18 protein-coding genes and 1 pseudogene are annotated in these 16,867 nt (G+C 65.1%); 7 read left to right on the top strand and 12 right to left on the bottom strand.

From position 1 onward, the window contains the following. Nucleotides 1–105: 105 nt before the first annotated feature. On the bottom strand, nucleotides 106–543 hold the full coding sequence (locus AADZ55_RS04720) for a helix-turn-helix domain-containing protein (RefSeq protein ID WP_207568991.1): 438 nt from the start codon (nucleotides 541–543) through the stop codon (nucleotides 106–108). 583 nt (nucleotides 544–1,126) lie between these two features. Between AADZ55_RS04720 and AADZ55_RS04715 the strand changes: the two genes are divergently transcribed. The 5 genes from AADZ55_RS04715 (at nucleotide 1,127) to mmsB (ending at nucleotide 5,919) form a co-directional block, all read left to right on the top strand. Then, nucleotides 1,127–1,642: a hypothetical protein gene (locus AADZ55_RS04715; protein ID WP_133056389.1), complete on the top strand. Its 516-nt coding sequence runs from the start codon at nucleotides 1,127–1,129 to the stop codon at nucleotides 1,640–1,642. Between the two features lie 167 nt (nucleotides 1,643–1,809). Next, complete coding sequence (locus AADZ55_RS04710; RefSeq protein WP_242669941.1) at nucleotides 1,810–2,181, top strand: hypothetical protein; 372 nt, start codon at nucleotides 1,810–1,812, stop codon at nucleotides 2,179–2,181. A 157-nt stretch (nucleotides 2,182–2,338) separates the two neighbouring features. Further along, complete coding sequence (locus tag AADZ55_RS04705) at nucleotides 2,339–3,859, top strand: CoA-acylating methylmalonate-semialdehyde dehydrogenase (protein ID WP_085323087.1); 1,521 nt, start codon at nucleotides 2,339–2,341, stop codon at nucleotides 3,857–3,859. Nucleotides 3,860–3,867: 8 nt separating this feature from the next. Continuing rightward, entirely contained in the window at nucleotides 3,868–5,028 is a 1,161-nt protein-coding gene (locus tag AADZ55_RS04700) for an acyl-CoA dehydrogenase family protein (protein WP_085323086.1), read from the top strand. Nucleotides 5,029–5,040: 12 nt separating this feature from the next. Further along, a complete protein-coding gene (mmsB, locus tag AADZ55_RS04695) occupies nucleotides 5,041–5,919 on the top strand; it encodes a 3-hydroxyisobutyrate dehydrogenase (RefSeq protein WP_085323085.1) in 879 nt (292 codons plus the stop codon). Nucleotide 5,920: 1 nt separating this feature from the next. Here the strand turns inward: mmsB and AADZ55_RS04690 are convergent, their stop codons facing one another. Further along, nucleotides 5,921–6,469, bottom strand: coding sequence for a TIGR03086 family metal-binding protein (locus tag AADZ55_RS04690; RefSeq protein WP_085323084.1), 549 nt, complete (start codon nucleotides 6,467–6,469; stop codon nucleotides 5,921–5,923). Between the two features lie 24 nt (nucleotides 6,470–6,493). Further along, nucleotides 6,494–6,994 (bottom strand): MarR family transcriptional regulator, encoded by a 501-nt coding sequence (locus AADZ55_RS04685; protein WP_085323083.1) that lies wholly within the window; start codon nucleotides 6,992–6,994, stop codon nucleotides 6,494–6,496. On the opposite strand from AADZ55_RS04685, the pseudogene AADZ55_RS23465 reads away from it, so the two are divergent. After that, nucleotides 6,909–7,274, top strand: a pseudogene (locus tag AADZ55_RS23465) (hypothetical protein); the annotation flags it as partial. The gene AADZ55_RS04685 and the pseudogene AADZ55_RS23465 sit on opposite strands and share 86 nt — an antisense overlap. Nucleotides 7,275–7,913: 639 nt before the next feature. Next, entirely contained in the window at nucleotides 7,914–8,126 is a 213-nt protein-coding gene (locus AADZ55_RS04675) for a hypothetical protein (protein WP_165759310.1), read from the top strand. Between the two features lie 76 nt (nucleotides 8,127–8,202). On the opposite strand, the gene AADZ55_RS04670 is transcribed toward AADZ55_RS04675, so the two are convergent. The 9 genes from AADZ55_RS04670 to secY all read right to left on the bottom strand — a co-directional run bounded on the left by AADZ55_RS04670 (nucleotide 8,203) and on the right by secY (nucleotide 16,785). Continuing rightward, complete coding sequence (locus AADZ55_RS04670; protein ID WP_085323082.1) at nucleotides 8,203–9,252, bottom strand: pyridoxal phosphate-dependent aminotransferase; 1,050 nt, start codon at nucleotides 9,250–9,252, stop codon at nucleotides 8,203–8,205. Next, entirely contained in the window at nucleotides 9,252–10,271 is a 1,020-nt protein-coding gene (locus tag AADZ55_RS04665) for a 3-oxoacyl-ACP synthase III family protein (RefSeq protein ID WP_085323420.1), read from the bottom strand. Before AADZ55_RS04665 ends, AADZ55_RS04670 begins: the two co-directional genes overlap by 1 nt. A gap of 8 nt (nucleotides 10,272–10,279) precedes the next feature. Beyond that, a complete protein-coding gene (locus AADZ55_RS04660) occupies nucleotides 10,280–10,945 on the bottom strand; it encodes an SRPBCC family protein (RefSeq protein ID WP_085323081.1) in 666 nt (221 codons plus the stop codon). Next, nucleotides 10,926–12,668, bottom strand: coding sequence for a thiamine pyrophosphate-binding protein (locus AADZ55_RS04655; protein ID WP_085323080.1), 1,743 nt, complete (start codon nucleotides 12,666–12,668; stop codon nucleotides 10,926–10,928). The genes AADZ55_RS04660 and AADZ55_RS04655 overlap by 20 nt, the downstream gene beginning before the upstream one ends. Nucleotides 12,669–12,716: 48 nt before the next feature. Next, nucleotides 12,717–13,469 carry an anti-sigma factor gene (locus AADZ55_RS04650; RefSeq protein ID WP_085323079.1) on the bottom strand — a complete coding sequence of 251 codons (753 nt, stop codon included), beginning with the start codon at nucleotides 13,467–13,469 and terminating at the stop codon, nucleotides 12,717–12,719. Between the two features lie 63 nt (nucleotides 13,470–13,532). Then, nucleotides 13,533–14,066, bottom strand: a complete 534-nt coding sequence (locus AADZ55_RS04645) for a sigma-70 family RNA polymerase sigma factor (RefSeq protein WP_085323078.1) — start codon at nucleotides 14,064–14,066, stop codon at nucleotides 13,533–13,535. Between the two features lie 48 nt (nucleotides 14,067–14,114). Next, the gene (gene map / locus AADZ55_RS04640; RefSeq protein WP_085323077.1) at nucleotides 14,115–14,915 is read right to left on the bottom strand and encodes a type I methionyl aminopeptidase; all 801 of its coding nucleotides are present in this window, start codon (nucleotides 14,913–14,915) and stop codon (nucleotides 14,115–14,117) included. Between the two features lie 2 nt (nucleotides 14,916–14,917). After that, entirely contained in the window at nucleotides 14,918–15,463 is a 546-nt protein-coding gene (locus AADZ55_RS04635; RefSeq protein ID WP_085323076.1) for an adenylate kinase, read from the bottom strand. Next, nucleotides 15,460–16,785, bottom strand: coding sequence for a preprotein translocase subunit SecY (gene secY, locus AADZ55_RS04630; protein WP_085323075.1), 1,326 nt, complete (start codon nucleotides 16,783–16,785; stop codon nucleotides 15,460–15,462). The genes AADZ55_RS04635 and secY overlap by 4 nt, the downstream gene beginning before the upstream one ends. Nucleotides 16,786–16,867 lie beyond the last annotated feature (82 nt).

The following is a 16,867-nucleotide window of genomic DNA, read 5'->3' as shown; positions in this document are numbered from 1 at the left end:
CCGGTGGTAGGTCCAACTCGCGGACGCTGCGATGTATCCGTCTAGCGGTCCGAGACCATGGCCACCGCGGCATGCCGGCTTCCCACCACTCAGTAGTCATTACGGCTAGCTCGATTCTCCACATCCACCGCCATCCTCGTTGGTGGCCAAACCCTCTAGACGGCGGAACTGCTCTACTAGATCAGCGAGCGCGCGCAGACTATCCCGCGATAGTCCGTGCGAGCGCATCGCTATAACCCGAATATCTTTGTCTTCCAACGCCTGTACGTCGTCCTTGATCGCCCCTATCCGCGCCGATGGAGAGAGTCGGTCGTCCGGTTCGAAGAAAAATTCAGGAGACACCCCGAAGAATCGCGCCAGCGCGGCCACATGAGACACCGACGGGTTGCTCATCTTTCCGCGCCGTAGGTTCGATAAGTAGCTGACCGACACCTGGAAGCCGTCGCGGGCTGTGCCCTTTGCGATCTCGGCCAACGAGTACGGACCCCGCCCCGGCGGATGTACCGTCTCTATCAGCAGGTCCAACCGACGCTGAAAGCTCACGCCTACGACTACTCTCCCCATGCGCCAACCTTGGTTCGAAAGGGGCTGACTGCCCAGTAACCAGCATCGCGGTGCGGCTGTAAGCCCAAGTGTGTTGTAACACGCGCGAGTCCGCACAGGAACGGCGGGTCTGCGGGCCATCGCCGTCTACCCGGACGAGGCCATCACCGCGCACCAGTCTTCATCGCCCGCCGGCCCCTCGCGTCGCACATTTCGCCGAGGTAGCGCCGCTCATGGTCAGGTTCGGGTCGAGACCTATTGTCAAGGTCGTATCTCCTTCGCCACTGTTCGTTGCCGATACGAAACGCCCTCCAGGGGGCATGGCTTCAGAAGAACTTGCTCGCTATTGAGATGCAGTGGTCGCCGAGACCGCGGGTTGCGGAGCTACGTTCGTTGGAACATCTCGCGCACCCTTCGTCAAGGTGGCGAACGTTCATGATCAGGTTCAGGTCCGGATCTATTGCCAAGGTCGTATCTCCTCCGCTACCGTTCGTTGCCGATACGAAACGCCCTCCAGGGGGACGGCTTCAGCTCAGTAGAGTAGGACCGTGGTGAGACCGAGGGGGACTCGCTCGCTATGAACATGCAATGGTCGTTAAGCCGGCACGTCGGTGCGAAGTTCGCTACCGCGCCCCGCGTCGCCGCCGGCGCACCGGCCTTCGTGGTCATTGCCAACGGCGCCCCCAGAGCGTTCAGCATCGATGACGATGCGTTCGCCGGCTGGCTTGCAGTCGAAGGCGATGAACTGCAACACATCTTCCGCGCCCGGAGCAATAGAACCCCTGGGCAGATCGTGTCGGACCTAGCCTATCGGGCGCTAAGTGCCGCCGTGCTCGTGGGCGATCCCCGCATCGAGCTGAACGTCCATGGTTGCGTGACTGAAGAGACCGGGTACGTTGTGCGGCTCAACAACCGCGGCGGGCATCAACAGCTAGTTGGTCTAGTTAGAGGATGGCACGAACTGCGCTGGCCGCCAAGCGATCTCACCCTCAGCGAAGAAGTCCGCTGCTACCTACAGCAAATCTGTGACGTCGCTAACACAATTCTGAACGATGTGCGGCCAACCGCCCTGTCGATCGGCAGCATCGGTGGGACCTGACCTCATAACCGTTCAGGACGACACCAGTGACTCCGGTTGAAGCCGTAAGGGGTGGCACAAACAAGCGGTAGCAACCAGGCGCGGCGATGGGTTGGGGTGTTGACGCGGCTGTGATGTCGAGCAGAAGAACTGGGCGGTGGTAGGCATCGCGATCGGTTACCACCGCGATGACAGCGCTGCGGAGTTGTTCTTACTCAACGATCTGGCGGCTGCAGTCCAAGCTGACCAACTACGTCTACCCGCAGCAGAAACTGATATCCAAGGTCCGCGACGGAGCCAAGGTGTCCAAGAAACACGACAAGGCGACCACCGGGTTTCATCGCGCGATCGATCACCCGACAATGACTGTGGAGCGCCTCGTGGCGCTGACCCGGACCTACTGCCTGATCAATCCCCGCCGCCCCCAGCGCCGGGTCCAAGCCCTGACCGCCCAGCTCCTCACCATCACCACCAGCAAGGCCGGACCCCACACCAAAGCCCAAGTCAACAAGCGCACACGGTCACGTGAGGCAACGAATCCGCCTTCGCGCGCATCTTGACGTCAGGCAACACGCCGACTCGGGAGGTTGACAGCGCCGCAAGTTGTGGATGACGGCGGCGGGACCCACGCTCACCCGGGGCGATGGTTGCCCGCACCGGGACCAGTTACTAGGATGTCCTAGTATCAACCCGGTTTTCGCGTACCCGAGGACGGCCATGACCCCGCAGATCTCCCATTTCATCGACGGTCAGCGCACCGCCGGTCAGTCCACCCGCACCGCCGACGTGTTTGACCCCAACACCGGCCAAGTTCAGGCGAAGTTGCCGATGGCCGGCAAGGCGGACATCGATGCCGCCGTCGCCTCCGCGGCTGAGGCCCAAAAGGGTTGGGCCGCGTGGAATCCGCAGCGCCGTGCCCGGGTGTTGATGCGGTTCATCGAGCTGGTCAACGACAACGCCGACGAGCTGGCCGAACTCCTGTCCAAAGAGCACGGCAAGACGCTGCCCGACGCCCAGGGCGACATCCAACGCGGCATCGAGGTGATCGAGTTCTGCCTCGGCATCCCGCACCTGCTCAAGGGCGAATACACCGAGGGCGCCGGCCCCGGCATCGACGTCTACTCGCTAAGACAGCCCCTGGGCGTGGTCGCGGGCATCACCCCGTTCAACTTCCCGGCAATGATCCCGCTGTGGAAGGCGGGACCCGCGCTTGCGTGTGGGAATGCGTTCGTGCTCAAGCCAAGCGAGCGCGACCCGTCGGTTCCGGTGCGGCTGGCCGAACTGTTCATCGAAGCGGGCCTACCCCCCGGCGTCTTCCAGGTCGTCCATGGCGACAAGGAAGCCGTCGACGCCATCCTGAATCACCCCGACATCAAGGCCGTCGGCTTTGTCGGGAGTTCCGACATCGCCCAGTACATCTACGCGACCGCGGCGGCGACCGGAAAGCGGTCGCAATGTTTCGGGGGCGCCAAGAACCACATGATCGTCATGCCCGACGCCGACCTCGACCAGGCTGTCGACGCGCTGATCGGCGCCGGGTACGGGAGCGCCGGGGAACGCTGCATGGCGATCAGCGTCGCGGTTCCAGTTGGCGAGCAGACCGCGGAGCGGCTGCGCGCCAGGCTGGTGGAGCGGATCAACAACCTGCGGGTCGGGCACAGCCTGGACCCCAAGGCCGACTACGGCCCCCTGGTCACCGAGGCCGCGTTGGCGCGGGTGCGCGACTACATCGACCAGGGCGCCAAATCCGGTGCCGAAATCGTCATCGACGGCCGGGAGCGCGCCAGCGACGACCTCGCGTTCGGTGACGCCAATCTTGAGGGCGGCTTCTTCATCGGGCCGACACTGTTCGACCACGTGACCCCCGACATGTCGATCTACACCGACGAGATCTTCGGGCCGGTGCTGTGCATCGTGCGCGCCCACGACTACGAAGAGGCACTGCGGCTGCCCTCGGAGCACGAGTATGGCAATGGCGTCGCGGTCTTCACCCGCGACGGCGACACCGCCCGCGACTTCGTTTCGCGCGTGCAGGTGGGCATGGTCGGCGTCAACGTGCCAATCCCGGTTCCGGTGGCCTACCACACCTTCGGCGGCTGGAAGCGCTCCGGCTTCGGCGACCTCAACCAGCACGGCCCGGCGTCGATCCAGTTCTACACAAAGGTCAAGACCGTCACATCGCGGTGGCCGTCCGGCATCAAGGACGGCGCCGAATTCGTCATTCCCACAATGGAGTAGCGGTCGCCATGTTTACCCTCAACGACGACGAACGGGTGATCACCGAGACGGCGGCCGCCTTCGCCGACAAGCGCCTCGCCCCACATGCCCTGGAATGGGATGCGGCCAACCACTTTCCGGTGGAGGTGTTGCGAGAGGCCGCCGAACTCGGGATGGCCGCCATCTATTGCCGCGACGACGTGGGCGGCAGCGGGCTGCGCCGCCTCGACGGGGTGCGCATCTTCGAGCAACTGGCTATCGCCGACCCGGTCACCGCCGCCTTCCTGTCCATCCACAACATGTGCGCGTGGATGATCGACAGCTTCGGCACCGTCGAACAACGCAAGGCCTGGGTGCCACGGTTGGCCACGATGGATGTGATCGCCAGCTACTGTCTGACCGAGCCCGATGCCGGTTCCGACGCCAGCGCCCTGAGCACGCGCGCCGTCCGGCACGGCAACGACTTCGTGCTCGACGGCGTCAAGCAGTTCATTTCCGGTGCGGGCGCCTCCGACGTCTACGTGGTGATGGCACGCACCGGTTCCGAGGGCCCGCGGGGCATATCGGCCTTCGTCATCGAAAAGGACACCGGAGGGCTGAGTTTCGGCGCGCTCGAAGAGAAGATGGGCTGGCACGCCCAACCCACCGCGCAGGTGGTGCTGGACGGGGTGCGTGTACCGGCCGACGCGATGTTGGGCGGTACCGACGGCGAGGGCGCCGGCTTCGGCATCGCGATGAACGGCCTCAACGGCGGCCGGCTCAACATCGCGGCGTGCTCGCTCGGCGGTGCGCAGGCCGCCTTCGACAAAGCGGGCGCCTATGTGCGCGAGCGCCAGGCGTTCGGCGCCACCCTGCTCGACGAGCCCACCATCCGATTCACCCTGGCCGATATGGCCACCGGTCTGGAAACGTCACGAATGCTGTTGTGGCGGGCGGCGAATGCACTGGACGACGACGCCGCCGACAAGGTCGAGCTGTGCGCAATGGCCAAACGCTACGTCACCGACACCTGCTTCGATGTCGCTGACAAGGCACTGCAACTACACGGTGGTTATGGCTATCTGCGCGAGTATGGTCTGGAAAAGATCGTCCGCGACCTGCGGGTGCATCGAATCCTGGAGGGGACCAACGAAATCATGCGGGTGGTGATCGGTCGAGCCGAGGCCGCCCGGTTGCGTGCCGGCGCGTAGGGAAGGTAGCACATGACCGAGACGATCGCCTTCCTGGGGCTCGGCCACATGGGCGCGCCGATGTCGGCGAATCTGGTTGCCGCCGAACGCATCGTGCGGGGATTCGACCCGGTGGCCGCGGCTGCGTCTGCTGCGGCGGCCAGTGGTGCGACGGTATTCGATAGCGCCGCCGAAGCGGTAGCCGAGGCCGACGTGGTCATCACCATGTTGCCCAACGGAGATGTGGTCAAGCGGTGCTACGCCGAGGTGCTGCCCGCCGCGCGAGCCGGTGCGCTGTTCATCGACAGCTCGACGATCTCGGTCAACGACGCCCGCGAGGTGCACGCGCTGGCCGAAAAGCACGGCATGGCCCAACTCGACGCACCCGTTTCCGGCGGGGTGAAGGGTGCAGTGGCCGGGATGTTGGCGTTCATGATCGGCGGCGACGAGACCGCGTTGGAGCGGGCCCGCCCGGTGCTGGAACCCATGGCGGGCAAGATCATTCACTGCGGATCGGCCGGTGCGGGACAGGCCGCCAAGGTGTGCAACAACATGGTACTGGCGGTGCAGCAGATCGCGATCGGCGAGGCGTTCGTGCTGGCCGAGAAGCTCGGGCTGTCGGCTCAGTCGTTGTTCGACGTCATTACCGGTGCGACCGGAAATTGCTGGGCGGTGCACACCAATTGCCCGGTGCCGGGCCCGGTGCCGACATCGCCGGCCAACAACGACTTCCAGCCGGGGTTTGCGACCGCGCTGATGAACAAGGACCTGGGCCTGGCGATGGACGCGGTGGCCTCGACCGGTTCGGCGGCGCCGCTGGGCAGTCACGCCGCCGAGATCTACGCCAGGTTCGCCGTCGACCACGGCGCCTTGGACTTCAGCGCGGTGATCGAAACGCTCCGCGGCGACTAGTTCACTGCACCTTCCGGCCCAGGAACGCGGCCAGTTGATCGGCCGGCGCGCGCCCCGCGGAACACGGCTGCTCATCGCCGAAGGGCTGGCCCGGCCCGCGGAACTGGGGCTCCACCGAGACCCGAGCGAAAGCGAGCAGCTGGGCCGCCAACTCGGGATCAAGATCTGTGGATTGGTCGGTGGCGGCTGCGAGATCCCACGCATGGGTCAGCAAATCGGTGGTGCGCATCCCGATGAAGACTTGTCCGGGGATCTCCCCGAACGGCAGCTTGAATGTGGTGGACATCCCGTCCGGCCGAGCGAATACCTCGTGAGCCGCTGCGGCGGCGGTCCGGTGGGCCGCAACGATGTCGTCGGGCCGGGCCGGCGGCTCGACCGGGCTGGCCGCCCACAGCCCGACGTGCTCGTTTCCGCCGATGACGTGCTCGATCAGGTCGCCAACGGTCCAATCCGAGCAGGGCGTGGGCGCGCCGAGCTGATCGGGCCGGACGTTGACCAGAACGCCGGCGAATACGTCCTGGCCGCGCTGGTGAGCAACTAGTGGGTCCACTGTTCCTGCCCTTCTCGGTTCAATCTAGAAGTCGCCCGCGTTGCGGCGCAACGTTTCGATGGACGACACCAGCGCCTCCGATTCGTCAGCGGCCATCCCGATATCGGCGAACACCTGCTCGTTGAGCGTGACCGTGGCATCCTCGACCGTTGCGCGGCCCAGCTCGCTGATCTGCACCAGCGTGGTCCGCCCGTCGGTGGGGTGCGGAACCCGCTGCACCAATCCGTCGGCTTCGAGCCGTCGGATCGCGTGGGTAACGCTGGTGACATGAACCTGCAGCCGGTCGGACGCCTTGGTGATCGGCAACGCTCCGGTGCGGCTGAATGCCAACAACCGCAGCAGCTCGAACCGGGAGAAGCTCAGGTCATAGGGGCGCAGCACCGCCTCGACGCGGGCCAGCAAGATCTGATGCGCACGCATCACCGATGTCACCGCGACCATGCCCTGCGACACATCACCCCACCCGGCGCGTTCCCAGTTGGCCCGTGCCGCAGCGATGGGGTCACGCTTCTTGGAAGCAGCCACGCCCCTTCTTACCGCACTTGTCCCGCGCCCGGTCGACCCCCGGGGAGATCGGCGCGGCATCTCCTCCGGGCTCTACCGACGTTGGTTCGGCATCGCCTTCGGCACCAAGGATTTCGGCGGCCGATCCACAGCACCAACGCAGGGACGGCAGCAAACAAAGGGCTATCCTAGGTTTCGTCGAGATTCCCCCGCAGACTCGCGGAGAAGAACAATGGTGTTGACTCCAGCTGACGTTCACAACGTCGCGTTCTCTCGCCCACGCATTGGCAAGCGCGGTTATAGCGAGCAAGAGGTCGATCTCTTCATCGACCTGGTCGAGGACGAGCTGACCCGACACATCGACCAGGAGTCCAAACTCCGCAATCGCAACGCCGAGCTCGTCAACCGCGATGAGGGATTCGCTCAGCGTGAAGCCGCAATCGCCGAGCGGGAAGCCGCGCTCCGTCATTATGAAGTGCAGCTGCGTCAGTACGAGGACCAGCTCCGCCAGCACACAGACCAACTCCACCAGCAAGAAGACCAGCTCCACCAGCAAGAAGACCAGCTCCACCAGCACGAAGATCAGCTCTGCCAGCTTGAAGCCAAGCTCGCTCAGCGCGAAGCCAGCCTCGCCCAGCGACAAACCGAACTCCACGACCAGCAAGCCAAGCTCGATCGGCGGGAAGCCCAGGTTCGTCAGCAGGAGGCCGAGCTCCGGCAGCGGCTGGACCGCCAGGAAGCGGCCGCCCGTTCCGTCAACGCGGAGATCACCAATCAGCCAGACCATCAATTGGCCCGGCCGTGTCTGCCCACGACACAAAACGGACGCACACCGGCGCATGCTGCCGCGGTCAACGGGGCCAGTCGGGTCAACGGGACATCGCATCGCGAGGAGGTTCGTACGGTCGCCTCAGTTCACGGCCGCCACGGCATGGAGCGGATGGCGATTCGAGCGGTGACCGACCTGCGTGGCAACACGATCACCGAGACACTGCACGAGCTGCTCAAGCGCGAAGTCGATGATTCGACTGTGGCCGCCGAGCCGTCCACCCAACTTTCGCACCTGAAGGAACAGAACTCAGAACTCAAGCGCACCAACGGCCTTCTCAAAGCTGCCGCGGCACTGCTCGCTGCGGCGTTAGACAGCTCGTGACGAGAGGCTCGCGTGGCATATCGGCATTCGTCATCGAAAAGGACACTCCCGGTATGAGTTTCGCAGGGCTCGGGATTCAACTTCCGGTTGGTGCAGCGGACTTCTCGACCGCGGAAAGCACCGCCATGGTAGACGCGCGGCTACCGACCGTGATTCGTGCGCCGCCGTCCGGGTACAACCGGACGTGTAGCCCGGTGTCGGCGAAGACTTCATGCCACAGCGGGCCCCGCGCCGGCAGATAGGTGAAGTTGGCGTGCGCGTCGGTGGTGTAGATCCCCATCGCACTCAAGCGCATCCGGAGATAACGGCGCTCGGCCGTGATCAGCCGGATCCTGTGCAACAGTTGCTCTTCAGCCGCGTAGGAGGCCGCAACCGCAAGCAGACTGGTGCTCGCTATGCCGAACGGCAGCTGCTGAGCCCAGAGCGCCCGCGCCAGCTCCACCGACGCCAGGCCGTAACCGATTCGCAGTCCCGCCAGCCCGTAGGCCTTCGAGAAAGTCCGCACCACTACCACGTTGGGGAAACGCGCTAGCAACCTCAACACGTCGATGCGGTGTTCGGGCGCGGCGAATTCGATATACGCCTCGTCGAGCAGCACGATGCTGTCGCCCGGCACTCGGTGCAGGAATGTCAAGACGGTGGCCGCCGGCTCCAGGGTGCCGGTCGGGTTGTGCGGCCGGCACACCACCACCACCCGCGCGTTCGCTGCGGCGTCGGCCAACGCGTCGAGATCGTGGTGCCCGTTGCCGTCCAGCGGAACGGTCACCGCGGTCAACCCCGCCATTTGCGCGACTATCGGATATCCGTCGAAGGTCGGTGAGGCCATGACCATCACGTCGCCCCGAGAGGTCAGCGCCCGCAGCGCCTGTAGCACCACACCCGTCGCGCCGGCGCCGAACACGACCTGGTCGGCGGGCACGCCGATATGGCCGGCGATCAAGCTGCACAATCGCCCCGGCAGAAACTCGGGATAGCGGTTGGCCGCATCAATCGAGCGAATCAACGCCGCCCGCACCGCTGGAAGCGGCGGAAACGGATTCTCGTTGAGCGACAACGCGAACGGATCGACCGCGTTCGGCAACGCGTCGTCGAGCTCCGCGGTGTCAAGCCCCACGATGGATCGCATCAGACCCGCCCGCCCCAGCGCACCGCCGCAGCACCGGCGAAATCGCCGGCGTGCGCGAACGCCGCCATCATGACCAGGTCGCCGGATCTGACCTGGCCGTCGGATATCGCCCGATCCAGGTTGATCGGAATGCCCGCACCGAACAGGTTGCCGCACTCGTCAAAGGTGTCCCGATGACGTTCGGCGGGCAGCTCGAGCGCTTCACGCCAGTTGCGCAGGAACGCCCGGTTGGGCTGGTTGGTGATCAGCAGGTCGATGTCCCTGGAACTCAAGCCGATTCGATCGCACACCGCCAACGCCACCTCGGGAACCTGCCGATTGCCACGCGCCAGCACTTTGGTGATCTTGCCCTCGGTGAAGCCAATGCACAGCTCGCCGGGCCCGGGCTGCCACCACTTGCGCGGTGGGTCGGGGGCGAGTGTCATTTCGCCGGCGTACTCGCCGTAGGTGCGGCACTCGATATCAAGAATGGGTGACTGGTCGGAGCGCGTCACCAGGCCGACCGCGGCACCGTCACCGGGGACAGACGCCTGCGCTTTGCGGCGCACTCCGGGCTGATCGAAGACCTGGCCGGCGGCGTTCTGGGCGACGGCGATCAAAGCCGTGCGCCCGGAGCCTGAGGCCAGCAGTTGACGAGCTACGTTGAGCGCCAATACGAACACCGCGCACCCGCCGTTGTGCAGGTCGAGCACCCAGGAGGGCCGCATGCCCAGCCGATGCGCGATGCCGCCGCCGGCGCCATAGAAGGGCAGATCCGGTGCCTGGGTGTGGGTGATCAACACATCGGCACCGGCGATGACGTCCTCGCCGTGTCGTTCGATCAAACCCTGTGCCGCACGCTCGACCATGTCGATCGCACTCTCATCCGGCGCGACGTGATGACGAAAGGCGGGCGCGCGGAACATCACATTGTCGCGCAGGTCGTCGGACTCGGCGAACCGCGCGTAGTAATCGGCCCCGATCGGCGGACCAGGCAGGTAGCTGGAAACGTCGGTCAGACTGACGGTGGACGAGTTCACAATGCCACTCACCTCATCCAGATGGGCGTGACCGGCAGACCGTTGTGATGCCGGTACTCGGCAATGGCCTTCAGGTTCTTCAGTTCCAGCAGATGACCGGCGCCGAACATGTCCCAGAAGTCGCCGACCCAAACCGTGCGCTGGCCCGGCGCGGTCTCCGGATACGGGTTGTCGTCGTAGAAGGGGTGGTGGCAATTGGTCCACAGCACAACCGAACCGGGCTTGTCCAGGACCACCTGGGCGTCAATGACGCGCATCAGGTAGACCATCCAGAGGTGCTTGCCCTGATCCCATGCGCAGTGGTAATCGACGGTCCGGGCCTGCTCGTTGGTGACGGTGCGGGTGTAGATCTTGGTCCCCGAACCGAGCCGATCGTAGGCCAGCCACAGGCCCGGTTCGTCGGTGGGCGTGAAGCCGCGCAGACTGTAGGTCCACTCCTCCAGGCTGCGGGTATCGGCCATGTACTCGAACAGCTCGTCGGGCGGACAGTCGATGAAGTCGTTGACGGTGCAGTACTCGCCGAACACTTGATCATGCGGGTACACCGACCGCATCATGTCCATGATGATCGGGGTAGCCTTCTCCTTGGGGCTGGTCTCGATCCGGGTCACCCCGTCGATGGGTTCGAGGGTTCCGGTGTGAGCGACAATATCGTCAAGCGCTGGCAGCGACATCGGTTCGACTCTCCTTCGCGATCGTAATCTCTTCTGCAGCAGCATTTATGGTTGGTGTGCCGATGAGGAACGGTGCAAATGGCGGGATTTCGTCGGCAGCACATCCGACACTGACCACCGCCGGACCATCGACATGCAGCGCCGAGACCAATGCCGCGCCAAACTGGTCGAGGTCGGCCACATCGACGGCGGTCAACCCCGGGAACATGGCTGCCACACCGGAACCCAGGTGGCTGGAGCGGAACCGGTTGTAGCTGTACAGGTCGTCGTAAAATAGCTGTTCGCGGGTCACACACATGGCGTGGGCATTGTTGTTGAACAAGACGAATGTCACCGGAAGCCGGTACTGAATGGCGGTGTGCACCTCCATGCCGTGCATGAAGAATGCGCCGTCTCCGGCAATTACCACGGTTCGCCCCGCGGGTCGTCCGCTGTTCTTGCGCCCGAACGCCATCCCGATGCCAGCACCGAAGCTGTACCCCATGCCGCCCATCCCGAGCGCGACCGCGAATCTGCCGCCTCGACGAACCGGAAGGTAGTGGATCGCGGCCGCGCCGGTGTTGCCGGCGTCGACCACGATGTCCGCGCCGTCGGGCAGCACACCATCCAGCACCGCCATGGCGTCGCGGTACCGCACACCCGCACCGGTACAGGGCGGTGGGTTCAGTTCGGTGCGCGCCACGACGTCGCCCACGCGCCCGCCCGTGGGCCGTCCACGTCCGGAAACTGCCTGAGCAAGCATGCGCAGCGAACTCCGCAAGTCGTCGGTGTGCACATGGGTGCACGGAAGATACGGCGGGGCAGATCCGATCGACACCGTTTGCACGGATGCCAGCACGTCCTCCAGGCCGCTGCGCGCGGTCACCGACAGCCGGGTGCCGACGACGACGCACACCGCGCTGGCCCTCGCCGCCTCGGCAACACCCGGGTGGCCCATGACACCGGTTACCCCCAGCGCCGACGATGATCCGAAGCCCGGTGTTCCGGCAGCATCCTTGGCGTCGGGGACGGTCGCCACCCGCGCGCGCAACAGCGTGCGCAGCGCTTCGAGTTCCGCACGGGCGTTGTCGCGGGCCACCTGCTCGCCGGCGATGATCGTGACCGGACCATTCGTGTGGCGCAGGACCCGCACAATGGGATGCGGATCGCCGATGCGCCGCACGTCCGGCGAATGTTGCCGGTGGTCGCCCGTCTCAACATATCCCTGCTGAATATCCTTGGGCAGCAATAACACCGCCGGTCCGCCGGTGCGCGCCGCGGCAATCGCTCGGTGCAACGCCGCGGCAATGCTGGCCGGCGTGAGCACGCGCTCGCATGACAAGGACACCGCAGCAAACACCGCCTCGGCGTTCAGCGATCCGTTGCGGCCGCTGGTGTCTTGAAAACTACCCCGGCCGTCCATCGTTGTTGCGGTTTGACCAACCAGCGCCAACACCGGAACTCGGCTGGCCAGCGACTCTCCTAGGCCCGCCACAAGATTCAGCGCACCACCACCGGAGGTCGCCGCGACGACGCCTAGACCCGCCCCGCTGCGGCTGTATCCGTCGGCCATTGCGGCAGCGGAGAACTCGTGTTTGGCCAGCACCGCGGTGATCGACGAGTGAAAGTGCGCGGCGTCGTACAGATCCTCGATGTTGGCGCCGTCCACCCCGAAGACGTGGTCAACTCCCATTGCCGCAAGCCGCTCGACGACGTAGTCGACCACCCGGTGCTTCCTGGGCATGCCTTTAACACGACACGCAAATGCTTCTAGTTCACTGCCCTGGCGGAACTAGAGCGACCGCTCCAACAGAACCTGGCCGCTATCAGCGGCTACGACCTGTACGGCGGCGATCTGGTCGACCGGCGTCGAAATGCTGCCGGCGGGCGTCGCGGTGTGGCCCGGTTCGGCCACCCAGGTCGCCAGCCGGGTCTGGCTGCCGTCGCGACCCACCACGACCATGGCCAGCGTGTCATGGTGAGCATCCGGCGGCGCCAGGCAGACGCACCGTAGGTTGATGAACGTCCCCCAGTGCTCGGGGCTGACCGACACCGTCGAGGTCAACAGCGTCGTCCCGACTTGTGCCATCGGCTGTGCCGCCGCGGTCACCTGCAGCGGAGCTGCGGAGTGGCCCGCAACACCGACCAGCACACCGATCCCTAGCACCACGGCAGCGGCCGACGAGGCGACCCAGGTGGCCAGGCGAGTACGACGACGGCGCCAGCGCACCGTCGCCAGCAACGACGGCAACAACTCCGGCGACAACTCCGGAGCCGCCACAGCCGGGTCGGGTCCACTAATCGCGGCCACTTCGTCACGATCGAGCTGAGAGAGCAGGGCGGGCACACCGCTGAGTTCGGCGACGGCCTCCCGGCATGCCGGGCAGCCGGCCAGGTGCGCTTCGAACTCGCGGCGCTCTGCCGCGGACAGTGACCCCAAAACGTAAGCGGCATCCCACATCGCGTAGCGGTGGTTGTCACCCGTAGACACGTCGCGCACACCTGGGTCACCTGGCGGGCCAAGTCCGTGTAGCGGCGTAATCATGTCATCTCTCTCCTGTCACTCTCACGTATTCGGAGCCGGCAGCACCGTGGATAGGCTCTGCCGTCATCGTGTAACTCCGAGTTCCTGCAGCGTGAGCCGCAACGCGCGCACGGCGTAGTGCAATCGCGACTTCACTGTTCCTTCTGCTATTCCGAGGTCTGTAGCAATCTGTGCGGTCGACCATCCGCGGTAGTAGGACCGCTCGATCACGGCCCGATGCTCGGCGGACAGTTGGACCATCGCGTCGGCGATCAGCAACCGATCCAGTGCCGCGTTCACCTCATCCGGCGTCGACTGCTCCGGCGCGCCCGGTTCGTCGATCGAACCGACGACATTGCGGAACCGCGCGCTGCGTCGCTCGTCGATGATCAAGTTGCGAGCAACGGTGAACAACCACGCCCGTGCCGACCGCGCGGTGTCGCCGATCACCTCGGGATGCTGCCACGCCCGCAACAGCGTCTCTTGGACGACGTCTTCGGATAGGGCCGCGTCACCGGTCAAGCGCAGCGCGTAGCGCCACAACACCGCGGCATGCTCGTCGTAGAGCGCCTTCATCAGAGCGGTTTCGGCGGCCGCGGCGCCCGACACACGAGCCACTCGATCACCTCCGCTTACTGACACGAGTCGAGTAAGGGTTTGGTTCACCTACAGAAGGGTCAGAATTCGGGGCCCGTCGTCCGTTACCGCGACGGTATGTTCCCAGTGCGCCGCACGTGATCCATCGGCCGTCGTCACCGTCCATTTGTCGTCGAGCACCACCGTTTTGCGGGTTCCCAGCGTGAGCATCGGTTCGATGGCCAGCACCGAGCCGGCCCCCAGCAGTGGACCGCGCCCCGGCGCACCCTCGTTCGGCAGGAACGGATCCATATGCATTTGGCGGCCGATGCCATGTCCCCCGTAGCCGGCGACGATCCCGAACGAGCGCCCGTAGCGGACCTCGGCGGCCCGCGTACCCGTTTCGATGGCATGCGCGACGTCGGTCAACCGATTACCGACAACCATCGCGGCGATTCCGGCTTCCAGCGATGCCCTGGTCGCCTCCGACAGCGCTTCGTCGGCGGCGCTAAGAGCTCCAACGCCGAGGGTGATCGCCGCATCGCCATGCCAACCATCCAGCACCGCGCCGCAGTCGATGGATATCAGGTCACCGGGAGCGAGGACCTCGGCGGTCGATGGGATGCCATGAACCACCCGGTCGTTGACCGACGCGCAGATCGACGCCGGGTAGCCGTGATAGCCCAGAAAGGATGGGGTGGCGCCGGATTCGCGGATCACCGACTCCGCGATCTCGTCGAGACTCAGGGTGGATGCCCCGGGAATCGCCGCCGCGCGGACCGCCTTCAGCGCGGCAGCGACGACGGCGCCGGCCGCGGCCATCGCGTCGAGTTCGCCGGCACTGCGCTGCGGCACGACGCGGCGACCCCGCAGCCGTGCCAGTGGGAGCATGGTTACTTTCCCAGAGACTGCAACGCGCGGGCGAACACTTCGTCCATGGTGCCGACGGCGTCGACGGTCTTCAACTGGTCGTGGTAGTACACCAGCAGCGGCGCGGTCTCGTCGCGGTAGATCCTCATCCGGTTGAGGATGACCTCGTCGGTGTCGTCGGCGCGGCCACGACCCTTGAGCCGCTCCAGCAACTCCTCTTCGGACACCCGAAACTCCAGGACCGCGTCGATGTCGGTCCCCCGGCGTTCGAGCATCTCGTGCAGCGCCTTGGCCTGCTCGACCGAGCGTGGATATCCGTCCAGGATGAATCCGTTGGCCGCGTCCGGTCTGCTCAACCGGTCGTCGACGAGTTCGTTGGTCAGGTCGGACGGAACCAAGTCACCAGCGTCCAGGTAGCGCTTGGCTTCCACGCCAAGCTTGGTGCCATCTTCGATATTGCGCCGGAAGAGTTCGCCAGTGGAGATCTGCGGGATCCCGAGCTTCTCGGCCAGCTTTACCGCCTGCGTCCCCTTGCCCGCCCCGGGCGGTCCCAGCAACAGAACTCTCACTTGAGGAACCCTTCGTAGTTGCGCTGCATGAGCTGACTCTCGATCTGTTTGACCGTATCCAAACCGACACCGATCATGATCAGAACCGCGGTACCCCCGAAGGGTAGGTTCTGCACCGTTCCACCGGCGCCGATCTGCAGGAACAGGTTGGGCAGCACGGCGATCACGCCGAGGTAGATCGAGCCCGGCAGGGTAATCCGGCTCAGCACATAGCGTAGATAGTCGGCGGTGGGACGCCCCGGCCGAATTCCCGGAATGAAGCCGCCGAACTTCTTCATCTCGTCGGCACGTTCGTCGGGGTTGAAGGTGATCGACACGTAGAAATACGTGAAGAAGATGATCAGGCCGAAATAGATGCCGATATAGACCAAGTTGCTCGGGTCGGACAGGTACGTGCCGACGAACTTGTCCCACCAGCTGTTGCCCACGGCGCCGCTGCCGCTGCGAATCAACTGGGTGATCAGGTGTGGAATGTAGATCAGCGACGACGCGAAGATGACCGGGATCACGCCGGCCTGGTTGACCTTGAGCGGCAGATATGTCGAGGTCCCGCCGTACATCCGCCGGCCCACCATGCGCTTGGCGTATTGCACCGGGATGCGGCGCTGACCCTGTTCGACGAACACCACGCCGACGATGATGATGAACGCCGCCGCGCAGACCGCGGTGAAGACGACCCCGCCGCGGCTTTCCAGGATGCTTTGGCCTTCCGCCGGGATGCGGGCGGCGATGCCGACGAAGATCAGCAGCGACATGCCGTTGCCGATGCCGCGTTCGGTGATCAGCTCGCCCATCCACATCACCAGCGCGGCGCCACCCGTCATCACCAGCACGATGACGACCAGCGTGAAGATGCTCTGGTCGGCGATGATGTCCAGCGAGCAACCCTGCAGCAGCCCGCCGTTGGCAGCCAGCGCCACGATGCTGGTCGCCTGCAGCACGGCCAGCGCGACCGCCAGGTAGCGGGTGTACTGCGTCATCTTCGACTGACCAGCCTGGCCTTCTTTACGCAGTTCTTCGAATCTCGGGATGACCACGGTGAGCAGCTGCACGATGATGCTGGCGGTGATGTAGGGCATAACGCCCACCGCGAACACCGTGAGCTTCAACAACGCACCGCCGGAGAACAGGTTGATCAGCGAATAGATCTGTCCGGCTTCGCCGCTGCTGGCCTCTTTGATGCACTGCTGCACGTTCGGGAAATTGACGCCGGGGGACGGCAGCGCGGCACCGACACGGTAGAGCACGACGATGCCCAACGTGAAGAGGATCTTCCGTCTCAGGTCGGCTGTTCGCAGCGACGAGATGAAAGCCGAAAGCACTCTATCCTCCTGCGCAGCCGGGGGTCATCCTGCATCACGCGCCCAACACCCGCAGGCCAGGACGTACGGCGTCGCGCGTCAA

This window comes from Mycobacterium decipiens (assembly GCF_963853665.1).
Classification (GTDB): Bacteria; Actinomycetota; Actinomycetes; order Mycobacteriales; family Mycobacteriaceae; genus Mycobacterium; species Mycobacterium decipiens.
The sequence above is the reverse complement of the archived record's forward strand: the minus strand, read 5'-3'. Positions and strand labels throughout refer to the sequence as shown.

Coding starts and splice junctions, on each gene's coding strand:
- map (WP_085323077.1), bottom strand. CDS start 14,915: ATGCTCCCACTGGCACGGCTGCGGGGTCGCCGCGTCGTGCCGCAGCGC.
- AADZ55_RS04660 (WP_085323081.1), bottom strand. CDS start 10,945: ATGTCGCTGCCAGCGCTTGACGATATTGTCGCTCACACCGGAACCCTC.
- AADZ55_RS04705 (WP_085323087.1), top strand. CDS start 2,339: ATGACCCCGCAGATCTCCCATTTCATCGACGGTCAGCGCACCGCCGGT.
- AADZ55_RS04670 (WP_085323082.1), bottom strand. CDS start 9,252: ATGCGATCCATCGTGGGGCTTGACACCGCGGAGCTCGACGACGCGTTG.
- AADZ55_RS04650 (WP_085323079.1), bottom strand. CDS start 13,469: ATGATTACGCCGCTACACGGACTTGGCCCGCCAGGTGACCCAGGTGTG.
- AADZ55_RS04675 (WP_165759310.1), top strand. CDS start 7,914: ATGGCGATTCGAGCGGTGACCGACCTGCGTGGCAACACGATCACCGAG.
- mmsB (WP_085323085.1), top strand. CDS start 5,041: ATGACCGAGACGATCGCCTTCCTGGGGCTCGGCCACATGGGCGCGCCG.
- AADZ55_RS04710 (WP_242669941.1), top strand. CDS start 1,810: ATGACAGCGCTGCGGAGTTGTTCTTACTCAACGATCTGGCGGCTGCAG.
- AADZ55_RS04700 (WP_085323086.1), top strand. CDS start 3,868: ATGTTTACCCTCAACGACGACGAACGGGTGATCACCGAGACGGCGGCC.
- AADZ55_RS04715 (WP_133056389.1), top strand. CDS start 1,127: ATGCAATGGTCGTTAAGCCGGCACGTCGGTGCGAAGTTCGCTACCGCG.
- AADZ55_RS04655 (WP_085323080.1), bottom strand. CDS start 12,668: ATGCCCAGGAAGCACCGGGTGGTCGACTACGTCGTCGAGCGGCTTGCG.